Raw genomic sequence first — 21737 nt, forward strand, 5'->3', positions numbered from 1 at the left:
TGCACCCGACGACCGGTCCATTCTCCCGGGCGGGAGCGCGGTGCCGGCACCCGCCCCGGTCGCTCTCGATCGTCATGGAGTTGTCCACAGGACACCGGTCGGTCGGTTTTCGGTCTGGTGTGCTGGGTCGCTAGAGTCCCTTGTCTGGTCGCCGAATCGGGGCGGAGGCCATGAAGTTGTCGGGGAGGAGGTGCGATGGACGCCACGTTGCTGGACGCCGAGGCGGAAGCCGCGGTGCTGCGGGTCTACCGGCAGGTGTTCGCCGTACTCGCCCGCGAGGCCGGCGCGATGATCGTCGATCCCGAGCTGCTCGACGTCGACCAGGCGATCCTCGACGCGTTCGCCGAGGCCGGCAGCGACGGGATGACCGTCGAGCAGGCGACCCAGGCGTGCCGCGCGTTCCCGCACGACCTGGTGGTCCGCCGGTTCGAGGTGCTGCGGCAGTACGGCGCGATCACCAAGCTCGTCGACCGGCCGAACGAGTTGCGTCACCGCGCCGCGTTCGCGCCGTACGTGATGCTGATGTTCCTGCGCCGGATGTCGGTGCAGGGCGGCCAGGCCGAGCTCCACCAACTGCTCACGCTCGAAGCGCACAGCGTCAGCGACCCGCGCGCCACCGACGACGAGGGACGCGCCTCGGTCGAGCGGCTGACCAAGGTCTTCCGCCTGCTCGGCAACGAGCTGGCCATCCTGGTCTCGACCAGTACGACGGCGCAGCTGCGGGAGAACGCGCAGCTCGCCTGGGGCAACGAGCGGCTGATCGAGCAGGCCGAGCACGTGCACCGGATCGTGCTCGGGCGCTGGCCGGCGCTGCATCGCGACTGCACCCAGCTGCGGATGGCGCTCGCGGCGTACGCCGACGCGGTGCAGCTCGCCGCGGGACGCCTGGTCGAGCGAGCCGGGACGACCCGGGCGCTCGGGTTGCTGCCGATCGAGACCTGGCTGACGTTCACGCGGAGCAGTGAGCCCGAGGTTTTGGCCGGCGTACTGGATGGGCTGCTGTTCGACGCGGCCGCGCCGGACTTCTCGCCGGAGACAATGCTGGAGGCGGTCGAGACGGGCCGCCGTACCGGTACGGCGCGGATGGCGCCGCCGCGGCCGTCGGCGGAGACCGAGGCGCCGGAGTCGGCGGCGGCGACCGATCGGGAGGATCTGCGCGCCGAGGCCGAGCGGGTGCTGGCCGGGCGCGAGAGCGTGAGCATCGTCGACGTGGTGGACGACGCCGGGGACTGGGTGACCGCGCGTCGGGTCCTGGCTGAGTTGACCGCGGCGCATTTGCACGACGAACTGGACTACGAGCTGGTCTGGTCGGACGGGATGCGGATCGATCCTTCCGCGGGGACGCCTTGGGCGACCGAGGGCGTCTTTCGGAGGGTGAGCCGATGAGCGCCGGCGAGGTCGTGGAGAACGGACGCCTCTACAACGCGCTGTGGTGGGCGAAGGTGCAGTCCGGCGGGCCGGTGAAGGTCCCGGTCGACACGCCTCCGGTAGCCGGGCTGGCGCGCGCGGTCGAGCCGGACGGGTCCGGCGTGTGGATGGTGCCGACGCTGCCGGCCGGCGCGGGCCACGGCGTACTGGAGGAGCTCGGTGCGCCCCCGGTCGCCGTCGAGATGCCGAACGAGACAGCCCGCGTGCTGTCGATCTGCGTGGCGTGCTGCTGGGTGGAGCGGGACGGGCCTGCTTGGCCAGGCGTCACCGGGACGTTGGCGCAGATCAAGGCGGTGTACGCCGGGATGCGCGGGCGGCGCGAGCAGTCGAGCGATCTGACGCTGATCATCGGGAGTCTTCGCCGGTTGCACGCGACGAGTTGGCTGCTGTGGGACGAGAAGGTGGGCGAGGTCCGACTCGGCCCTCGCACGATCAGCTGGGGGCCGAGCCAGCTCGCCGGGCTGCGCGAGGTGTGCCGGATTCTGCCGGACCCGCCGGCCGCCGTACTGGTGGAGCGGAAGCCGGAGACTCCGGCGGATCCGCTGCCCACTGCTGAGAACGCGGCGCCGGAGTCGTCGTCCGCCACCCCGGAGGAGTCCGATGACTGAGCAGCACGCGCTGTTCGATCCGATCCTCCGCGATCTGAGTGACCGCTCCCGCGATGAAGTGCTGGCAGCGTTCAGCGCCGTCCAGTACGCCGCCAACCCGGTCGCCGAGGTCCAGTTGCCCGGGCTGCGCGACGTAACGCTGAGGCGCCAGGTGCAGAAAATGCTCACGCTGATCGGCCGAACGCTGGTCAAGGTCGACGGCACCCACTGGACCTCCGGGTACGCCGACGACGTCGCCGAGACGCTGACCGCGCAGGGCTGGCAGCCGCTGTCCGCTGTCGACCGCGCCGTACTGGTGCTGGTCCTCGTGCACTCCGTCGCGATCCCGCGCAGCGAGGGCATTCTCACCGGTGACAGCTGGAAGTCGGCCCGCCCGACCACCGTCGACGAACTCCGCACCACGCGGATCAGCGGCGAGGACCGGAGGCTTGCGCTGCAACGACTGCGCGCCGCCGGCCTGGTCCAGCTGTCCGGCGACCACTCCGGGGGCCCGAGCTACATCCCCGGCCCGCAACTCCAACGACTCACCCCGGCCGCCCGTCGCCGGCTGCAGGACCAGCTGATCCTCGCGGCAGCACCGGCCAGCCCGATCGCGGAGGCCATCCGCGCGCGCAAAGGCATCACCGAAGACGAGGGAGCGGCATGAGCCCAGCATCGAACGCAGCGGCGAGCACGGGTCGGGCTGCGGACGGGCCGGCCGACGGTGCCTTCGACATCCTCGGCTCGAAGGTGCTGCTGGGCGTCCAGGTCGTCGACCTGTCCCGGCTGTCGACGCACCCGGTCCCGATGGTTGCCCAAGGCCTCGTCACGGTCGCGGGCCAGGGCCCGGTGGACTCCAACGGCGCTGGTAAGTCGTCGTGGATCGCTGCGCTGTCGCTGCTGCACGCCGACGACCAGTGGCGCCTGACCAGCGGCGCTCCCGGTGCTGCCGAGCTGCTGTTCACCGCCGAGGCGGCCGGCCAGGAGGGCAACTGGTCGAATGTCGACCGCGGCTACATCGTCGGCGTCTTCTCCGACCCCGAGCTGACCGACCTGGCCGAGATCGAGGCCGCCGCGATCACCGTCTGGATCCGGATCAACCGCAAGGCGTCGTACCTGGATCTGCGCTGGAAGAACGGCCTGCACGTCCCGTACGGCGCGACCGAGGCCGAGCGCGCGGCCGGCGCCGACGCGCTGTGGGCCGCACTCCCCCACTCCAACGGCCGCACCGACTACCACGCGAACAAGCTCTCCCAGGTCCTGTACGGCGGCCAGGTCCGCTGCGTGTCGTTCCTGTCGACCTCCGTGCGGTCCAGTCCGACCGCCAACCTGCTGGCCGAACCGCTGAACGAGCTCGGCCCGGCACGGATCTTCAACGCGATCGCCACGCTGACCGGGCTCGACCGCGAGCTCGAGCAGGAGCAGGCGCATCGGTCCGCTGAGCACACCCAGCGCGAGGCGACCAAGCAGGCGGCCGCCGACCTGCAGCGCTGGGAGCAGGAGATGGCCACCGTCGAGGCGGGCATCCAGCAGCGCGCCGCCGCCCGGTCTGCCCTGGCCGCGGCGAAGGAGTCCTGGCTGGCTCGCTGCGCCCGGCATCTGGTCGACGGCGACGCGCGCAACACCGAGATCCTGCACGAGCTGGCTGAGCTGGACGAGCGGATCGCCGAGCAGGAGGCGCGGCGCGAGGCGATCGACGCCGAGATCGACGCGTTCGGCAGCGAGGAGAACCTGCTGCGCGACGTCCAGCTGACGCGCCAGGAGCGCGACAAGCTCGACGCGCGGGACCGGGAGCTGGATCTGGCGCAGCGTTCGGTCCGCGAGCAGCTGGAGCGGCTCGGCCAGGAGCACCGCCGGCTGGTCGACGCCGGGCGCTCGGCCGATGGGCGTGAGCTGGACGTCGCGTTGGCCGAGCAGGACGAGGCGCGCGCCGTACTGGAGGAGCACATCGGTCGCGACCACGCGGCCCGGATGGCGGTCGACCAGGCGACGGCCGAGCTGCGGGAGGCGGAGAGTGGGCAGACCGTCTCCGCGCCGCAGCAGCAGGTCCTGGAGAACGCGGGCATCGCCTGCGGGGCGCTGACCGACATCACCGAGCTGCCCGCTGGCGATCGCGCCGAGTGGGAGCCGCGCCTCGCGCCGTACAGCGAGGCGGTGGTCGTCGACGCCGACGACGCTTCGCTGGCCGCTTCGGCTCTGGCAGAGGCCGGGTACGCGGGGTTTTTGCTCGTGTTGGCCAACCGTCCGGGTGATGGGTCTGGCAAGCGGCCCAAGAGCGGCCCGGCCTCGGCTGACTCGCGGTTTGTGCTCGACACGTTCTTCGCCACCCTGGCGTCGCGCGGCACCAAGGAGCTGATCGACGAACCGGCCGGCGTCATCTCCGTCGGCCAGTTCGACGAGCCGATCACCGGTCGCACCGCCCGGATCGAGGCCGCTCGGCGCCGTCTCGACGCTGCTGTGGAAGCGCGCGGCGAGGCGTCGGCCGCGCTGGAGCAGGCCCGTTCCCGCGTGCAGCAGGCCGAGCGTCGTACGGCGGCAGCCCGCGCGCTCGGCACCGCCTCCGACCTGCAGGAGCAAATTCTCGCCCTGCGCGAGGAGAACGACCGCCACGAGTCCGACCGCGACTCGCTGGCTCCCCAGCTCCAAGCCGCGAAGGAGTCCGCGGAAGCGGCCGCCGGCCAGCAACTGGTCCGCGACGAGCGCCTGAAGAACCTCGAGGCCACCCGCCGGGAGCACGACCGCCTGCTCGACGAGCTGGCCGGCCGCCGCCTGGTCCTGCTCGAGGAGCAGACCAACCTCGACCTCGTCGCCCGTACGGCGGCCTGGGGCGGCACCGCCGAAGAGGCGGCCGAGTTCCTGCTCAACCTGCCGAGCGAAACCCAGCGCCGGACCACCGCCGACTGGAACCACCAGGCCTCGACCCAGCTCGACGACGTCATCCGCCGCTGCTTCCCGAACGCGCGGTCCCGCGAGGAGATCCCGACCGAGCTGTGGGAGATCCTCAACGGCCCCGACGGCTGGTCCAACGGCACCCTCGGCACCCGCGTCGGCCTGGTCCCCGCGCTGCAGCGGACCCTGGCCAGCCACCTCGCCCAGCACGAAACCTTCGACAGCCTCCAGCAACAGCAGATCGCGTCGCAACGTGCCGAGCGCAACGCCGCCCTCGAACGCGCCCGCGAAGGCCTCGCCGAGGCCGAGAGCACCGCGCGCGCACACCGCGCGTCCCTCGCCGACGGCATCAAGTCCCGCCTGCGGCTCGTCTCCAACGAGTTCGACCGCCTCGACCAGCAGTACGGCGGCTACGGCGCGAAGCTCGAGTTCCCCGAGCCCGACCCGCCGTCGGAACCCGACAAGCCCTGGCGCTGGACCGTCACGCCCAAGTGGCGCCGCTCCGAGGGCGGCCCGTTCTCGGCGTTCAACGTCAAGGGCAACACCGCCCAGATGGACGAAAAGGCCGTCAAACTGGTCTGCGCAGCCGCCCTCGCCGGCGGCAGCGACCGCCCCCTGCTCCTGATCCTCGACGAACTCGGCCGCAACCTCGGCTCCCAGCACCGCCGCGAAGCCGTGGCCCTGTTCGAGCAGATCGGCCGAGACCGCAACATCACGGTGATCGGCGCCCTCCAGGACGACATGGAACGCTACGCCTTGGCTTCCTCGCGCCTGTACGTCAAACTCCGCCGAAGCTCCGACACGATGCCGTACAACCAGGCCCCGGTCGTCAAAGGCAACGAGGAGTACGCCGCCCGCGTGGAACTCCTCCGCAACTGGCTCGACTCGTACCGGGGTCCGGCACCCACCCTCGACCTGCCCACCCCGACCCTCGACGCACCGTAGCTCGCGCCTTCAACGCGTCTTGCCTCTGCAGGCGATCCCTCGACGCGCCCTGACCCGCGCCTGAACGCGTCCTACCTCCGCAGACGACCCGTTGGCGCACACTCATCTGCGCCGGGACACGTCCTGCCTCTGCAGGCGATCCCTCGACGCGCACTAACCCGCGCCTGGACACGTCCTACCTCCGCAGACGACCCGTTGGCGCACACTCATCTGCGCCGGGACACGTCCTGCCTCTGCAGGCGATCCCTCGACGCGCACTAACCCGCGCCTGAACGCGTCCTATCGCCGCAGACGACCCCTCGACGCACCCCTGCCCCGCGCCTGAACGCGTCCTACCTCCGCAGGCGACCCTTCGACGCACCCTAACCCGCGCGGGGACACGTCCTGCCTCTGCAGACGACCCCTCGACGCACCCCACGCCGGGACACGACCTGCCACCGCACCCCACGCCGGGACACGACCTGCCACCGCAGACGACCCCTCGACGCACCCTCACCTGCGCATCCCCTCCAACCACCGTCGTCTCCCATCCACCCGCCCACTCGTCTTTCTCCGGCCGCCGCGACCTCAAGCCCCGCGGCCTCACCGGCCGCATCGCCACCCACAGCAAGCGGCACCTCCGTCGACGTACGCCCACCGAACGGCAATCCCACCCGCCCGGCAGAGGTTAAGAGCGGGATCCTCCGAAATCACCACCCCGGTGGTCAGCCCCCAGCACCCGATCCGCCACACTAGAGTCGTGATGCGTCTGCAGACCGGGGATCTCACCCGCCTCCACCGCTCACATCTGGCCAACCCCTCCACGCGCGGCGTACCGTCCGTGGGGCAACTCCAGCCGGTAACCGATCGGAGGGCGTGAGATGGCATCCTGGCTTCTGCGCGCCCAGTGGTCGCACCGCGACGAGTCCGTCGAGCACCGCGCACTCCGTGTCGGCCGCACTCTGACCGCCGTCGCCGTAGCTTTCCCCGACGTCCACGCCTGGACCCAGGACGAACGCTGGGGCTACCACGTCCTCGAGGCCGACGGCACGACGCCGCTGGAGGAAATGGTCGAGGCGACCACCAAGGTCCTCTCCAACGGCTCCAGCACCACCAGACTCCACCTCCAGAGCACCGGGGAACTCCCCTGGCTCTTCGATCTCTCCATGGGCAGCACCCTGACCACCGCGTCAGACCAGCTGACCCTGCATTGGAGCGACGAAGACGCCCTCTCCCAGTCGGAACGCTTCGCCCAGGTCCTCCGGGCAGTAGTCACGATCTGGGAACCCGAGTGGGCAAGCATCGCCGACACCGAGCTCGCAACCGCCGCCGGCCTGTTCCGCCGCGGAATCCCCACCATGGGTTGGCTCACCTACGTCCGCGGCATGGTCGCCGGCGCCCACGGCATCGACATCGACCTCACCCCCTTCGAACGCGGCACCCTTCTCCAGGCCCCAGTAGCCCCGATCGATCTCTCCCCGGTGCACATCTGCGCCGCGGCCGCCCTCGTGGGAATCAGCCCCGAAGACCTCTGAACGCACAAGAGCGGCCGACCACCAGGCCGACCGCTTCAAAAGGGGTTCTTTGTCGCACACGCCTAGCTCCATGCAGCGCTCGCGGCAACCTACCGCTGGCTCGGGGCCCCGACCGGAGTGCTCGCGGCAGTACCGCAGCGTTCCGTGCGCCTACGACAGACTTCAGGTACCTGCCGCAATGCTTGGCAACCAGGCACACGCGTACCTCCATGCAGCGCCCCGGCATTTGCCGCCACGCTCCACGCATGCAGCGCTCCGGGCACGCCGCGCTCCCCGCCATGCAGCGCTCCACACGCCGCCGTGCACCTCGCCATGGGTGCTCGGGGCACCTAACCCAGCGCCCGGCACCTCGGGCGCTCGACACCCAGCGCAGCAACGCGCAAGTCCACGGAGCGCTCCGTCGCACGTCGCCCTCCGCGCGCACGCATCTACCCGACGCTTACCGCCTGCTACCTCGCACCGGGAGGCCGGCACGAGCCGCGGGCGCGGACCCAAGAGAAGTTGTGGGGGGAATTGTTAAGGGCCACCCCGGGTGGGGGTGGCCCTTAACAGTGTGAATGTCCGGCGACGTCCTACTCTCCCACGACCTCCCGGTCGCAGTACCATCGGCGCTGTCGGGCTTAACTTCCAGGTTCGGAATGGAGACTGGGTGTTTCCCCGACGCTATGGTCACCGTAACTCTATAGAAATATCAACCAACACACACAAACCACTCACGAAGAGGGTTGGGGTTGACCGTATTCCGGGAACCGTACAGTGAACGCGAACATCGTTTACGCAGCAAATATCGTCTCAATGTATGACCACCCGAAGGTGGTGTTGAGACAAGCCCTCGGCCTATTAGTACCAGTCAGCTCCACACCTTACGGCGCTTCCACTTCTGGCCTATCAACCCAGTGGTCTACTGGGGGCCTTACCCGATTAACTCGGTGGGAGACCTCATCTTGAAGCGTGCTTCCCGCTTAGATGCTTTCAGCGGTTATCACTCCCGAACGTAGCCAACCAGCCGTGCTCCTGGCGGAACAACTGGCACACCAGAGGTTCGTCCACCCCGGTCCTCTCGTACTAGGGGCAGCCCTTCTCAAGTCTCCTGCGCGCGCAGCGGATAGGGACCGAACTGTCTCACGACGTTCTAAACCCAGCTCGCGTGCCGCTTTAATGGGCGAACAGCCCAACCCTTGGGACCTACTCCAGCCCCAGGATGCGACGAGCCGACATCGAGGTGCCAAACCATCCCGTCGATATGGACTCTTGGGGAAGATCAGCCTGTTATCCCCGGGGTACCTTTTATCCGTTGAGCGACGGTGCTCCCACATGCCACCGCCGGATCACTAGTTCCGACTTTCGTCCCTGCTCGACATGTCTGTCTCACAGTCAAGCTCCCTTGTGCACTTACACTCGACACCTGATTGCCAACCAGGCTGAGGGAACCTTTGAGCGCCTCCGTTACCTTTTAGGAGGCGACCGCCCCAGTCAAACTACCCACCAGGCACTGTCCCTGATCCAGATAATGGACCGAAGTTAGACAGCCAGAACAACCAGAGTGGTATTTCAACGATGACTCCACCCGAACTGGCGTCCGGATTTCACAGTCTCCCACCTATCCTACACAAGTTGTACCGACCACCAATACCAAGTTGTAGTAAAGGTCCCGGGGTCTTTCCGTCCTGCTGCGCGTAACGAGCATCTTTACTCGTAATGCAATTTCGCCGAGTCCATGGTTGAGACAGCGCCCAAGTCGTTACGCCATTCGTGCAGGTCGGAACTTACCCGACAAGGAATTTCGCTACCTTAGGATGGTTATAGTTACCACCGCCGTTTACTGGCGCTTAAGTTCAAAGCTTCGCCGGCCTAAACCAGCTAACCTGTCCCCTTAACGTTCCAGCACCGGGCAGGCGTCAGTCCGTATACATCGAATTACTTCTTCGCACGGACCTGTGTTTTTAGTAAACAGTCGCTTGGGCCTGGTCTCTGCGGCCATCAACGCTTCCACCAGCAAGTGGTGTAACGCATCCGGCCCCCCTTCTCCCGAAGTTACGGGGGCATTTTGCCGAGTTCCTTAACCATGGTTCACTCGATCGCCTTGGTATTCTCTACCTGATCACCTGTGTCGGTTTGGGGTACGGGCGGCTCTAACACTCACTACGAAGTTTTTCTTGGCAGCATGGGATCATCCACTTCCCCTAAACGGGTCCGCCTCGGTTCTCAGGCTCAATGAGACACGGATTTGCCTATGCCTCGCCCTACCACCTTGCCCGCGGATCAGCTTGCGCCTACCATCGCCGCGGCTGGACTGCCCTCCTGCGTCACTCCTTAGTGCACCTAATACCACCTAGGGTCAACAGATCCACTACTTGGCCCGAAGGCCGCCTAGCTTCTCGGTCTTAGCATCAGTGACCTCGGTCGGGTCGTGTTAATGCCGGTACGGGAATATCAACCCGTTGTCCATCGACTACGCCTGTCGGCCTCGCCTTAGGTCCCGACTTACCCAGGGCAGATTAGCTTGACCCTGGAACCCTTGATCATTCGGCGGACGGGTTTCTCACCCGTCATTCGCTACTCATGCCTGCATTCTCACTCGTGCAGCCTCCACAACTAGATCACTCTGCTGCTTCACACGCTGCACGACGCTCCCCTACCCATCCACACACCTGGACCAGATCCGAAGACCCAGCCGAGTACAAATGTGAATGCCACAGCTTCGGCGGATTGCTTGAGCCCCGCTACATTGTCGGCGCGGAATCACTTGACCAGTGAGCTATTACGCACTCTTTCAAGGGTGGCTGCTTCTAAGCCAACCTCCTGGTTGTCTGGGCAACTCCACATCCTTTTCCACTTAGCAATCGCTTAGGGGCCTTAGCTGGTGATCTGGGCTGTTTCCCTCTCGACTACGGAGCTTATCCCCCGCAGTCTCACTGCCGCGCTCTCACTTACCGGCATTCGGAGTTTGGCTGATTTCGGTAAGCCGGTAAGCCCCCTAGACCATCCAGTGCTCTACCTCCGGTAAGAAACACGCGACGCTGCACCTATATGCATTTCGGGGAGAACCAGCTATCACGGAGTTTGATTGGCCTTTCACCCCTATCCACAGGTCATCCCCCAGGTTTTCAACCCTGGTGGGTTCGGTCCTCCACGCGGTCTTACCCGCGCTTCAACCTGCCCATGGATAGATCACTCCGCTTCGGGTCTAGAGCATGCGACTCAAACGCCCTATTCAGACTCGCTTTCGCTACGGCTACCCCACACGGGTTAACCTCGCCACATACCACTAACTCGCAGGCTCATTCTTCAAAAGGCACGCCGTCACACCCCACAAGTGAGGAGCTCCGACGGATTGTAGGCAACCGGTTTCAGGTACTATTTCACTCCCCTCCCGGGGTACTTTTCATCTTTCCCTCACGGTACTAGTCCGCTATCGGTCACCAAGAAGTATTTAGGCTTAGCGGGTGGTCCCGCCAGATTCACACGAGATTTCAAGAGTCCCGTGCTACTCGGGAAAACACTCGGAAGTCACTGTCTTACGCCTACGGGGCCATTACCCACTACGGCCCGGCATTCCAACCGGTTCGACTTCAACAATGATTTATAACTCCCTGGACCCACGGCATTAGGCCCTGAATGCTCCCACAACCCCACATACGCAACGCACGCCGGCTATCACACGCACATGGTTTAGCCTCATCCGCTTTCGCTCGCCACTACTCACGGAATCACTATTGTTTTCTCTTCCTGCGGGTACTGAGATGTTTCACTTCCCCGCGTTCCCTCCAGAACCCTATGTGTTCAGGAACTGGTAACTGGCTTTAGAATGCCAGCTGGGTTTCCCCATTCGGACACCCCCGGATCACAGCTTGGTTGCCAACTCCCCGGGGCTTATCGCAGGCTCCTACGTCCTTCATCGGCTCTTGGTGCCTAGACATCCACCGATTGCCCTTAGTAGCTTGTCACACATACAAAGGAACAATAAAAATCGCTACAAAAGATGCTCGCGTCCACTATACAGTTCTCAAAATACGGGCAGGAACACCGCCTCTTTACCACCACTACCCTCGGTAAAGGCCCATCAGGGGGAACAACACACCCTTCAAAACCTCAACACCAGGAGTTTGGTGAGAGCCGGCCCCAACCACACCCCACACCAGATCCGCAAAGATCCCGCATGGAAGCGGCCTTGAAAAACCAGTCCATCACTCCGAAGAGCTCCGGCCCGATTCCTCAGGACCCAACAGCGCGCCTCGGCCTTTCACCCGTCCTCACTCCTGTTCCACGCCCACCAAAGCGGGCAGTACTAAGTCGATCAGACGAGATCCTGGCCTAATGGTCAATGTTCCACATTCCGAAGCATCATCGCCCTGGAACGGACGTCCAGGAAACGACGAGTAGACACCGGACTCCTAAGAGCCGGCGTCAATGCTCCTTAGAAAGGAGGTGATCCAGCCGCACCTTCCGGTACGGCTACCTTGTTACGACTTCGTCCTAATCGCCAGCCCCACCTTCGACGGCTCCCTCCACAAGGGTTAGGCCACCGGCTTCGGGTGTTGCCGACTTTCATGACGTGACGGGCGGTGTGTACAAGGCCCGGGAACGTATTCACCGCAGCGTTGCTGATCTGCGATTACTAGCGACTCCGACTTCATGGGGTCGAGTTGCAGACCCCAATCCGAACTGAGACCGGCTTTTTGGGATTCGCTCCACTTTGCAGTTTCGCAGCCCTTTGTACCGGCCATTGTAGCATGCGTGAAGCCCTGGACATAAGGGGCATGATGACTTGACGTCATCCCCACCTTCCTCCGAGTTGACCCCGGCAGTCTCCTATGAGTCCCCACCATAACGTGCTGGCAACATAGGACGAGGGTTGCGCTCGTTGCGGGACTTAACCCAACATCTCACGACACGAGCTGACGACAGCCATGCACCACCTGTATAGGACCCTTACGGACCCCCCATCTCTGGAGGATTTCCCTATATGTCAAACCCAGGTAAGGTTCTTCGCGTTGCATCGAATTAATCCGCATGCTCCGCCGCTTGTGCGGGCCCCCGTCAATTCCTTTGAGTTTTAGCCTTGCGGCCGTACTCCCCAGGCGGGGCGCTTAATGCGTTAGCTGCGGCACGGAGGACGTGGAATGTCCCCCACACCTAGCGCCCAACGTTTACGGCGTGGACTACCAGGGTATCTAATCCTGTTCGCTACCCACGCTTTCGCTCCTCAGCGTCAGGTAAGGCCCAGAGAGCCGCCTTCGCCACCGGTGTTCTTCCTGATATCTGCGCATTCCACCGCTACACCAGGAGTTCCGCTCTCCCCTGCCTACCTCTAGTCTGCCCGTATCGGAAGCAGGCTCGGAGTTAAGCTCCGAGTTTTCACTCCCGACGTGACGAACCGCCTACGAGCCCTTTACGCCCAATAATTCCGGACAACGCTCGGACCCTACGTATTACCGCGGCTGCTGGCACGTAGTTGGCCGGTCCTTCTTCTGCAGGTACCGTCACTCTCGCTTCGTCCCTGCTGAAAGAGGTTTACAACCCGAAGGCCGTCATCCCTCACGCGGCGTTGCTGCGTCAGGCTTTCGCCCATTGCGCAATATTCCCCACTGCTGCCTCCCGTAGGAGTCTGGGCCGTGTCTCAGTCCCAGTGTGGCCGGTCGCCCTCTCAGGCCGGCTACCCGTCGACGCCTTGGTAGGCCATTACCCCACCAACAAGCTGATAGGCCGCGAGCCCATCCCCAACCGCCAGAACTTTCAACCCCAAACCATGAAGCTCAGGGTGATATCCGGTATTAGACCCCGTTTCCGAGGCTTATCCCGAAGTTGAGGGTAGGTTGCTCACGTGTTACTCACCCGTTCGCCGCTCGTGTACCCCCGAAGGGGCCTTACCGCTCGACTTGCATGTGTTAAGCACGCCGCCAGCGTTCGTCCTGAGCCAGGATCAAACTCTCCGTTGAAATCTATATATCCACCACAACCCGAAGATTGCGGAGAACAGACTACTTTGAGTGATCCTTTGAATCAGAAACAAATCAAACTGACTTGAATCCAGAAATTACATTCAAAGGAATCCGCGACAGAACAACAGACAACCCACCACCCAAAATCTCGAAGAGACCAGGGCAGACAGATACATCCGAAGCCTGTGCACGGGGTTAATGCATATTTCGGCATTGACTTTCGGCACGCTGTTGAGTTCTCAAGAATCGGGCGCACACCGCGCTCCACACTTCCGCGTGAACCTCCGGGGCAACTCGACCAACATTACTGATTCGCACAAGCCCGGTCAAATCCGGTCTTTCGAACCAGTCCCCCTGCGCGTCTCAGCGACCCAAACCCGCACAAGGCGCGTCTCGGCTTCTGTGACCTTCAGGGAGTTGTTCAGAGCGACCGGCCGCTTCCGCGTCCCGCACTCGCTCCAACAAGAAGAACATTACTGACATTCACGGTGAAGATGCAAATCGAGCTCCGGGCCTTTGTCAGGACCTGTACTGCGTACTGCTCGACCACATCGACGCGACGTCGTGCCGTCCCTCTGGTCACACCTGTCACCCGCGTCCCCGCGGGGCCGGCCCTCACGTCTCCGCCAGGTCCACCATCCATAGTGCCGGACCCGTTCAAGTCCGGCTCTCAGACGGGTGATGGGTGGGCGACGATCGCTCGTCACCCACCCATCGAGTACCGCACCGCCCAGCAGACGCCTCTCGGCGAGTGGCCGCTCGTAGCGGCTGAGTGTGAGGCCCGGGGGTCATGTACCAGGCGGCATCAGATGTAACCGGTCCCCTACCCGACCTATTCCCGGCACAAGGGGGCCGACTCAGCCGATGCGCGAGCAGAGGGTCTGCGTACCGTTCTGCTCGAAAACCAGCCCGTCCTCGCGCAGCCGCAGTCGCGCACTCACCATCGAACTGGCGAACACCGTGCCGTCGATCGGCATGAACTTCATCGGTTCCTGGTGGTCGAAGGTCACCTCGATCCCACCGCCCGAGCGATCGACCGCGAACCCGAACCCACCGCGCAGCCGATAGCTCCCGACCAGTCCGTCGAGCGCGGCGTCGGTCGGGAGATCCCAGTCGTCGAGCGGTTCGTCGTACCCACTCCAGCCGTACGCCGATGCCAGCGCGGCGAACGTCCGCTGCACCACCCACATGCCGTTGTCGCCGTTCGTCATCACCGCGGCGCCGTGTCCGGAGTCCCGATCGGCCAGCAGATGGCATTTGAATCCCGCGTTCCCACCGCTGTGCCCGAACCGCGTCCCCTCCGCACCGAGGAACAACCCGAGTCCGACGTGGTCCAGTCCTCCGAGTCGGTCGCTCGTGCGCATCTGGGGCGTCAACATCTCCCGTGCGAGTTCAGGTGAGAGCAGCGCGCCGTCTGCCCCCACGTACGCCGCCTGCACGCCCAACGCGAACCTGCAGAGATCGCTCGGCGTCGTCCACAACCCCGCGGCAGCCTGCTCGGGATAGCTGTGCCAGCGTCCCGGGACTACGTGCCCCTGCTCGTCGTGAGCGCTCGCCGCGCGGCTCTGCAGTTCCTCGGGCAATGGCTGCGCGTAGTCGCTGTCTGCCATCCCCAGTGGCTCGAGCACGAGCTCCTTCATCAGCTCCCGGAACGGCGTACCCGTGATGTCTTCGAGCAGTTGCTGCATCACCACGGTGCCGCCCCCGGAGTACCGGAACTGGGCTCCGGGCACCGTGTCGACGCGGACTCCGAAGGTGTTGGCCGGTCGCACCCCGTCGAGGATCTGGATCGTGGTCGGCAGCGGCTCGCCGTACGGGTAGCCGGGGAAGCCATGCACCGTCAGGCCGGCGCTGTGGCTGGCCAGTTGGCGCAGCGTCACGACCGGTTGCCAGTTGCCGGTCGGCGGAACGCGCCACGACGTCAACCGGCGATTCACGTCCTCGTCGAGCTCGAGCAGTCCGCGGTCCACGAGCCGGAGCATCGCGAAGACGGTGACCGGCTTGCTGATCGAACATGCCTGGAAGAGTGTTCCCGACGACACCGCGCCGGCGGCCCCGGTCTCCACAATCCCCGTGGCTCCGGTCCCCACGATGCCGCCACTGTCGATGACCGCCCAGCTGATGCCCGGGACCGCGAAGCGTTCGAGCTCCCCGGCGATCTGGCCACGCAGTACGTCGGTCTCTGTTTCCACCCGTGCTCCTCAGGGTTGGCTGCTTTCGGAGCCTAGGCGCGCGGAGACCCGCGTGCCTCGACACGCGCTGACCTCCACCCGGCACAGGCACCGAACTTGGCAAAGCAAGCTCCGGCCACGGATGCCGATGCATCCGTGGCCGGGACGTGCTGTCGATGTAGCTGAACTCGGCTACTTGGAAGGCTGCGGGGCTTCGCAGTCCACCTTCGGGTTGGCGCCGATGTAGTTCAGCGGTCCGGCGACGATGGTGACCAACGTGGTCCCCACCTTCGCGCAGGTGGCGTCGGAACCTCCGAAGTAGTTTCGCTGCGCGGCGGCCGCAAGGCCGATCAGCAGCCAAACCACCACAACGATCGTGATGACGCGAGAACCGGTCGTAGAGGCTCTACGAGTGCGCATGTCCACCTCCTGGATGAGCTCCCCCGTGGATCCACCTTCTGGTGCCCTCCGGTGACACCGCGAAAACCCCAGCCTCAACCGCCCCGCGATCCGTCGTCGTTCAAGGCTGCCGGACGTCCCGCCATTGCACTTTCGGGAGGCGCGGCGTCACACCTCCCGAAAGTCGTGGTGCGGCTTGATCCGGGTGTTGATGAATCTGCCGATGCTGTCGGCTCGCACCAAGCCGGCGTACGTGAACTCGGAAACGCCGTAGTACTGGTAGACGTCACCACCCACGAACTCCACCTCGAGCGTCCCGTCGTCCCATCCGATCGATCGCACACTCGACGAGTCCACCGGCCTCCGCCGCATTGTCAGCTCCTCACCTGTAGCGCTCGGATCGTAGTCAGTGTGCCGACGGCTGCTGCAGCGCGCCCAGCTCGATGCGGGCCAGCAACCGCGCCAGGTCGGTGACCGCGGCGTTGAGCTGCCCGATCGACGCTTGGTCCAAGGCGATCCGCTGGTCCGGCAGACCGAGGTTGGCTGTGAACCGGGTGAGTACGTCGACCGGCGCCTGCGCCAGCTCGCTGTCGAGGGCGTCCTGCAGATAGGGGCTCGGCACCATCTCCGGCCGCTCCTTCCACTTCGTGATCGTCCGCGGTGCGACCCCGAGGCGTCCGGCGAACGACTCGTTGGTCAACCGCAGCGCCTCCCGCAGGGCATGCGCGTGCCGGCCGGTCCACTTCTCGATGACTGCCATCGCCCACTCCTTCGCTGTGTCGGTCTGTCTGCCAAGGAATGTACGAGGATCGAGCGCTTTCGGAGTGCGCAAAAAGTGCCCTGTGGATACCGGTTCGGTTCATGGTCTGCCCGGTCTGCGAAGCGTTCACTTGATCCATGACCAGCTTCCCCATCACCCGCCGTCGCCAACTCGGCCGCGCCACCAGGAACCCACCCCGCCGCTTCCATCTTGTCCGCCACGTCGACATCTCCGGGGTCAGCGGCACCGGAATCGTCGCCGAAGGCGTCGAGTGGTCCGACAGCACCGTGACGCTGCGCTGGACCGGCGACTACCCCACCACCACCGTCTGGCAGGACGGCATCCCGGCCCTCCTCGCCGTCCACGGCCACCAAGGCGCAACCGCCATCCACTGGCTCGACCCCTGACCTGGTGGAGCCGTCTCCCTCCCCCGCACCGGAGACGGCTCCATCAGCCCACGCCATCAGTCGGAGAAGTACTCCCTGTACTCCGTGACCGTTGGGGTGCTGACCGGCGTTTGCGAGGCGGGCCGGTTGGTCATCGGCGCAGCAGTCGTCTTCTCCCCGTCGGTGAGCTGAGCCTCGGACGGCTGTTCATCTCGTGGCGGCTCGTCCGAGTCGGACGCCGGCTGTCGCACGAGGTTCCGCTGTGCGTGCAGAAGTGCCCGGGGCTCGATGTGCGCCGGTGATTGCGACTGGGCCTCTGGCTCCGGTTGTAGCGCGCCCTGACTCAGCTGCGACTCTGATGCTGGCTCCGGAGGCTGAGTCACTGCCGCTGCTTGGTGTCCAGCGTCTTCTTCGGGCGCAGCTTCGGAGTTCAGTGGCGTGGTGGCGTCTGGGTTGGCCCCGGATGGCTGCGGGCCTGAGCGCGTCTCGGGGGTCGGCTCGATGTTCGGGGCGGTCAGTGACGAAGCCGGCTCAGCGCCGAAGTGGTCCAGGATCTGTTCGGCTCGTTCGGGGCGCTTGAATTTGGCTTCGAGTGCGGCCAGGCAGGAGGCTTTCAGCGCTTTCTCGGAGGGAGTATGACCGTCGAGCAGGAACGCCACTGCGGATTCCAGGTCGGTGACACGGTGCACCGGCGGGTCTGCCTGCCTGGCGTGGCCGAAGGCCGGGTGACTGTTCGGCTCGCTGTCGAGACTTCCGGTCATCCACGATACGTTGCTGCGATCATCTGCTGGCCGAGAGGACTCCAGCCTGTCGTTCGCCATGGCAGAGAGGCGGCTGAAGGTGGGGTAGAGCTCGGCGCATCGTTCGAGCTCCTCCGGATGCGCCGCCAACCACCAGGCCGTCGCTGAACCGGGCGAAGCCAGGACTTCGTTGCGGAAGAAGCGACTTCGGTCCCGGCGAAGCTCGTACTCGCGGTCGATCGTTTCCTGTTCCCGGCGGAGCTGCTGGAGTCGGCGCAGTTCATCGGTCACTTCGGAGGGCACCGCGACATGGATGTCGGTGGCCCAAACCTTGACCTGATGCTTGTCGTCCGTCTCGGGATAGGTGAGCAGAGCGGTGAGATGTTCGGCCGGCGCCTGAGTAGCCGGTACGCAGTCGGCAGCAGCTTTGCGCGCCCGCCTCAACAGTGTCTCAACGGCCAAGCCGGTTCGGACGTCATCTGCCGAATCGGGACCCAGCGAAACCCACTGCACCTTGGCGGAGAAGAGGTAGTTGTAGTCCGGAGAGGCAGACGGTAGGCGTATGCCTCGCAGCAGCGTCGACATGATGACGGGCGGCGAGCCCGTCTCGTTGTTGAGTTCCGTCTGCTCCTCGAAAGGCGAGGAAGGAACGGGCGACATACCTCTCCTGCGATTCACGACGAGGGCGACCAGCAACAGCACAGCCGGGGTCCCCAGAGCGAGTACCCATCGGGGCGCACCGACCGCCAGGGCCGCGATGTTGCCGAGCAACATCGCGGCGGCTGCGACAACCAGGCTTTTGTTCAGCTTCATCAGCGGACTCTTTCTGTGCGGAGCAGACGATCGGGGGCGACGCCAAGGGATCGGTGGACGGCATCGACGACTGCAGTGGCGGCAACGTCGAGTGAGCCGGTGCGCATCTGTCCTGACTCGCGAAACCAGGCACGATTCATTACGAACAGCGCGGACAGCCGATCGACTTCACCGGCGCAGAGCTCGATCAGGCGGGACAGCAGCGCTGCTGCGCGCCGGTTGTCGCCCAGTTCGGAGAGGCGGTAGTACTGCCGGAGCCAGGGCCTTGTCGCGGACGTCCAGTCTTCTTCGTCGCTGTCGTTGACAGCAGTGCGCCAGACGCGAACAACCCGCTCGGCGAGTCTCGGCACAAGAACCGGAGCCGCTCGGTCCCACGGCGATGCCAATCGCTCCGGCGAGAGAACGAATCGGCAGAGATCGGCGTTGAAGCGCTCCCGGTCGGTCAGCACCTGGAGGAACTGTTCAAGTGCCCGGTTTTCCGCACACAGATCGGCGATACCGCGTCGAGCCTCCGCCCGCACGACCTGACGATCAGCCAGCCACCAGAGGCGGATCAACGCCTGCTTCAGATGACCTGCTGCGACGACCTCTGTGCACAGCTCGACCAAGATTCGGCCCAGTCCTACCGACAATCCCGACGTACGAGACCACTGGTAGAGCTGCGCCCTTGCCGCCTGGCCGGCCCGTTCGTGCCGAAGGACCTGAGCCATGGCATGTGCGGCCAATCGGCCCGGCTCTTCGCCTCGTCCGTTGTCCGCCCAGCTCTCGACGATCTTGTAGAGCTCGTTCAGCTGCCCGGTCCGTGCGGCCTGGTCTGCGAAGCGCAGGACCACAGCCAGCCGATCCTGCGGACGAGTGGCACGCCAGAGATGGCAGTCACCGACCCACCACCCGAAATCTTCGCGCAGGTCCGGGTAGGCATCCCAGAAGTGTGTGAGCACCGCCGTGCCGAACGTCAGCTGGACGAAGCCCACGGCCCCGTCCGGAGAGAGCTTGAGCGTCTTGCGGAACGCTCGCAGCCGATCGGTGAACCCCTCCTCGGCCAACCGATGCTGATCGCTGTGAGCGGTGTAGCGCAGCGCCTTCTGCAAGCGATTCTCGGCGTGGAAGACGGCATCAGCCCTGCCATCCTCCAGCATCGCGGCGGTCAGCAGCAGAGTCCGCTGTTCCACCGTTTCCAGACTGCTCACCAGATCGACGACTGCCCTTTCGTGGTCGGCGGAACTGGCCATTGCGCTGCTGAACCAGGCAGCGTCCTGGTCAAACTGCTGCCGCGTCTCGGCCAGGAGGCTCGCAACTTCGGCGACGCCACGCAGCGGCAACTGCGACAGTGCCTTACAGTCCTCGACCGATACGTTTGAAGGAGACAGCCGAAGGTCGGCGACGCCGAGGTGCTTCTCTAGTACCTTCCACGGTTCCGGGCGGACGATCTGGACCAGATGTACCTTCAGATCGTCGTGCATCCCGTTGTCGGACCGGTCCGGGATCAGGACGACGAGGTGCGCCTTCCGCTGGTGAGCGATTCCCACGCAACGACGCACCTCAGCCTCCCACTGAGCGATACTGCTCTCGTCCTGAGTCGACAGGTCCAGCAGCATGCGGTCGTCGGTGGTGACATCGTCGGCCGTCAACCGCTCGTCGCCGCGCAAGTCCTCGCCGGCGAGAAGTCGAAGCGCTCCGACATCCTCCGGTGTGGGACACAGCAACATCTTCGCCGCGGATCGGCGTCCACTGCCCGGCGGACCGCTGAGGATCACCGTGCTGCCCGGTGGACGAAACCGTTCCGTGAGGTCTGCGAAGCCGTGCGGAGGAACGAAGACCGCGCGGAGCAACTCGATGTCGTCCGCGGTTCCCCGCAGCCCGATCTGCTGCCGGATCGAGGGTCCGGAGCCGAGGTTCTCCAACGCGCCGAGAACGAACGATCCGACGCTGACGTTCACCTGGGTTCCGTCGCCACTGTGGTTGTTCTGCGAGCCCGCGCCGTGGTTGAGGAACTGCGATCCGTCGCCGCTGTGTAACGGTCCTGATGGGTCGGAAACCACAGTACGAACATCGCCCGAAAGATCTCCGACCCCGCCGCGTCGTCCCTGCCCCGGTTGTTCGACCGGGCCACCGTGGTCAGGGCGAACCAGATCCTCGGCGGTCATCGCTGCTCTGGGGAATGCGAGCCGCTGCCGAAGTACTGGTGCCCGGTTCCGGTGTGAGTTGGGCCGGTCGGATCCGTGACGATGGAGTGCACGTTGCCGGTGATGTTGCCGATGCCGCCTCGTCGGTTGTGGCTGTGGTCGTTCGCCTGGACGGACGCCGCCTGCCGTGGCGGGCGATCGGCGAGCTTCGATTCGTGCGGCGCGGCGTTCGAATCGTCCTCTGCGCGGCGAAAACCGCTGCGCAGCAGATCTCCAGACGGCAAGGGAACCCGCAGGTATGCCAAGCCCTGGTATTTCTTGACGGTGACCGGGGCCTCGACGTACAGGTCGGGGTCCTCGTCGGTGTAGCCACCCACCACCGCGTCTTCGAACGCGCGCGACGAGACGATCGCGGCAACACGGGTGGCCTCGCCGGACCGTTTCAACAAGTCACGGACCGGCTCGCTGTCCAGCAGGCGATGCAGTTCGACTCGGGTGGTGCCCGCACCGTCGGAGACCAGTCCTCGGCCCGAGTCGGTGACCGGACCGACCGTCACGCTGACCCGCATGCGGATCGGCTGGAATCCGGCTGCGGACAACGACGAGCTGCGATCGGCGAGCTCGTTCTGCAGTGCTTCGAGGTACGGATTCAGGAGAAACGGCAGTCGCTTGGCCGGCAGCCCGATCGCGTACCCGTCTCCGGTCGAGTCGGCGAAGGTCGTCTCGTGCCAGACGGCCTCGAGCCCACAGCGAACGAATGCGCTCTCAAGGATGTCGGGCATGACTGCGTTGAGATGTGCTTGCTGGCGGCCGGTCGCACCGCTGTAGTCCTTCATGTCGACGACCAGCAAGGAACGGTACGGCGGGAGCTCGGCGACGGGGGTGAAGCCGGGTTCTTGGGGCGTGGTCATGGCGTCTCCTCGGTTGGCGGCTGGTGAGACCAGGGTTTCGAGAACAGAACTGGGCCGTTGTCCGAAATCGGACAACGGGACCGTGAGCTGGGACACCTGTCTGGGTCAACTGAGCAGTCGCCCGGA

General features: G+C 65.2%; 13 protein-coding genes and 3 rRNA genes. 6 read left to right on the forward strand and 10 right to left on the reverse strand.

Going from position 1 to position 21737, the window contains the following annotated elements; translation table 11 throughout:
* Window positions 1-195: 195 nt before the first annotated feature.
* The 5 genes from ACQPXM_RS27130 (at window position 196) to ACQPXM_RS27150 (ending at window position 7363) form a co-directional block, all read left to right on the forward strand.
* Window positions 196-1386, forward strand: coding sequence for a hypothetical protein (locus ACQPXM_RS27130; RefSeq protein WP_432938382.1), 1191 nt, complete (start codon window positions 196-198; stop codon window positions 1384-1386).
* Window positions 1383-2036: a hypothetical protein gene (locus ACQPXM_RS27135; RefSeq protein ID WP_432938384.1), complete on the forward strand. Its 654-nt coding sequence runs from the start codon at window positions 1383-1385 to the stop codon at window positions 2034-2036. Before ACQPXM_RS27130 ends, ACQPXM_RS27135 begins: the two co-directional genes overlap by 4 nt.
* Window positions 2029-2682, forward strand: coding sequence for a hypothetical protein (locus tag ACQPXM_RS27140; protein ID WP_432938386.1), 654 nt, complete (start codon window positions 2029-2031; stop codon window positions 2680-2682). The genes ACQPXM_RS27135 and ACQPXM_RS27140 overlap by 8 nt, the downstream gene beginning before the upstream one ends.
* A complete protein-coding gene (locus ACQPXM_RS27145) occupies window positions 2679-5849 on the forward strand; it encodes a chromosome segregation ATPase (protein ID WP_432938389.1) in 3171 nt (1056 codons plus the stop codon). Before ACQPXM_RS27140 ends, ACQPXM_RS27145 begins: the two co-directional genes overlap by 4 nt.
* 860 nt (window positions 5850-6709) lie before the next feature.
* Window positions 6710-7363: a hypothetical protein gene (locus ACQPXM_RS27150; RefSeq protein WP_432938392.1), complete on the forward strand. Its 654-nt coding sequence runs from the start codon at window positions 6710-6712 to the stop codon at window positions 7361-7363.
* A 559-nt stretch (window positions 7364-7922) separates the two neighbouring features.
* Here the strand turns inward: ACQPXM_RS27150 and rrf are convergent.
* The 7 genes from rrf to ACQPXM_RS27185 all read right to left on the reverse strand — a co-directional run bounded on the left by rrf (window position 7923) and on the right by ACQPXM_RS27185 (window position 16635).
* Window positions 7923-8040, reverse strand: a 5S ribosomal RNA gene (gene rrf, locus ACQPXM_RS27155).
* Between the two features lie 143 nt (window positions 8041-8183).
* A 23S ribosomal RNA gene (locus ACQPXM_RS27160) occupies window positions 8184-11310 on the reverse strand.
* 474 nt (window positions 11311-11784) lie between these two features.
* A 16S ribosomal RNA gene (locus tag ACQPXM_RS27165) occupies window positions 11785-13302 on the reverse strand.
* Together the 16S, 23S and 5S rRNA genes form the textbook arrangement of a ribosomal RNA operon.
* A gap of 860 nt (window positions 13303-14162) precedes the next feature.
* Window positions 14163-15497, reverse strand: a complete 1335-nt coding sequence (locus ACQPXM_RS27170) for a serine hydrolase domain-containing protein (RefSeq protein ID WP_432938394.1) — start codon at window positions 15495-15497, stop codon at window positions 14163-14165.
* 171 nt (window positions 15498-15668) lie between these two features.
* Complete coding sequence (locus ACQPXM_RS27175; protein WP_077012639.1) at window positions 15669-15896, reverse strand: hypothetical protein; 228 nt, start codon at window positions 15894-15896, stop codon at window positions 15669-15671.
* Between the two features lie 147 nt (window positions 15897-16043).
* On the reverse strand, window positions 16044-16217 hold the full coding sequence (locus ACQPXM_RS27180) for a KTSC domain-containing protein (RefSeq protein ID WP_432938397.1): 174 nt from the start codon (window positions 16215-16217) through the stop codon (window positions 16044-16046).
* 64 nt (window positions 16218-16281) lie between these two features.
* On the reverse strand, window positions 16282-16635 hold the full coding sequence (locus tag ACQPXM_RS27185; protein WP_432938399.1) for a helix-turn-helix domain-containing protein: 354 nt from the start codon (window positions 16633-16635) through the stop codon (window positions 16282-16284).
* Window positions 16636-16772: 137 nt separating this feature from the next.
* On the opposite strand from ACQPXM_RS27185, the gene ACQPXM_RS27190 reads away from it, so the two are divergent.
* Entirely contained in the window at window positions 16773-17042 is a 270-nt protein-coding gene (locus tag ACQPXM_RS27190; RefSeq protein ID WP_432938401.1) for a hypothetical protein, read from the forward strand.
* Between the two features lie 56 nt (window positions 17043-17098).
* On the opposite strand, the gene ACQPXM_RS27195 is transcribed toward ACQPXM_RS27190, so the two are convergent.
* Genes ACQPXM_RS27195 through ACQPXM_RS27205 form a run of 3 tightly spaced genes read right to left on the reverse strand, consistent with a single transcriptional unit; the run spans window position 17099 to window position 21707 of the window.
* The gene (locus tag ACQPXM_RS27195) at window positions 17099-18574 is read right to left on the reverse strand and encodes a hypothetical protein (RefSeq protein ID WP_432938403.1); all 1476 of its coding nucleotides are present in this window, start codon (window positions 18572-18574) and stop codon (window positions 17099-17101) included.
* Window positions 18574-20721: a hypothetical protein gene (locus ACQPXM_RS27200; protein WP_432938405.1), complete on the reverse strand. Its 2148-nt coding sequence runs from the start codon at window positions 20719-20721 to the stop codon at window positions 18574-18576. The genes ACQPXM_RS27195 and ACQPXM_RS27200 overlap by 1 nt, the downstream gene beginning before the upstream one ends.
* On the reverse strand, window positions 20718-21707 hold the full coding sequence (locus tag ACQPXM_RS27205) for a hypothetical protein (protein ID WP_432938407.1): 990 nt from the start codon (window positions 21705-21707) through the stop codon (window positions 20718-20720). The genes ACQPXM_RS27200 and ACQPXM_RS27205 overlap by 4 nt, the downstream gene beginning before the upstream one ends.
* Between the last annotated feature and the right edge of the window lie 30 nt (window positions 21708-21737).

This window comes from Kribbella sp. CA-253562, from assembly GCF_050942265.1.
Taxonomy (GTDB): Bacteria; Actinomycetota; Actinomycetes; order Propionibacteriales; family Kribbellaceae; genus Kribbella.

Excerpts from the sequence above, each read along its gene's own strand:
- ACQPXM_RS27130 (WP_432938382.1), top strand. The coding sequence starts at position 196 with ATGGACGCCACGTTGCTGGACGCCGAGGCGGAAGCCGCGGTGCTGCGG.
- ACQPXM_RS27135 (WP_432938384.1), top strand. The coding sequence starts at position 1,383 with ATGAGCGCCGGCGAGGTCGTGGAGAACGGACGCCTCTACAACGCGCTG.
- ACQPXM_RS27140 (WP_432938386.1), top strand. The coding sequence starts at position 2,029 with ATGACTGAGCAGCACGCGCTGTTCGATCCGATCCTCCGCGATCTGAGT.
- ACQPXM_RS27145 (WP_432938389.1), top strand. The coding sequence starts at position 2,679 with ATGAGCCCAGCATCGAACGCAGCGGCGAGCACGGGTCGGGCTGCGGAC.
- ACQPXM_RS27150 (WP_432938392.1), top strand. The coding sequence starts at position 6,710 with ATGGCATCCTGGCTTCTGCGCGCCCAGTGGTCGCACCGCGACGAGTCC.
- ACQPXM_RS27175 (WP_077012639.1), bottom strand. The coding sequence starts at position 15,896 with ATGCGCACTCGTAGAGCCTCTACGACCGGTTCTCGCGTCATCACGATC.
- ACQPXM_RS27185 (WP_432938399.1), bottom strand. The coding sequence starts at position 16,635 with ATGGCAGTCATCGAGAAGTGGACCGGCCGGCACGCGCATGCCCTGCGG.
- ACQPXM_RS27190 (WP_432938401.1), top strand. The coding sequence starts at position 16,773 with ATGACCAGCTTCCCCATCACCCGCCGTCGCCAACTCGGCCGCGCCACC.
- ACQPXM_RS27195 (WP_432938403.1), bottom strand. The coding sequence starts at position 18,574 with ATGAAGCTGAACAAAAGCCTGGTTGTCGCAGCCGCCGCGATGTTGCTC.
- ACQPXM_RS27200 (WP_432938405.1), bottom strand. The coding sequence starts at position 20,721 with ATGACCGCCGAGGATCTGGTTCGCCCTGACCACGGTGGCCCGGTCGAA.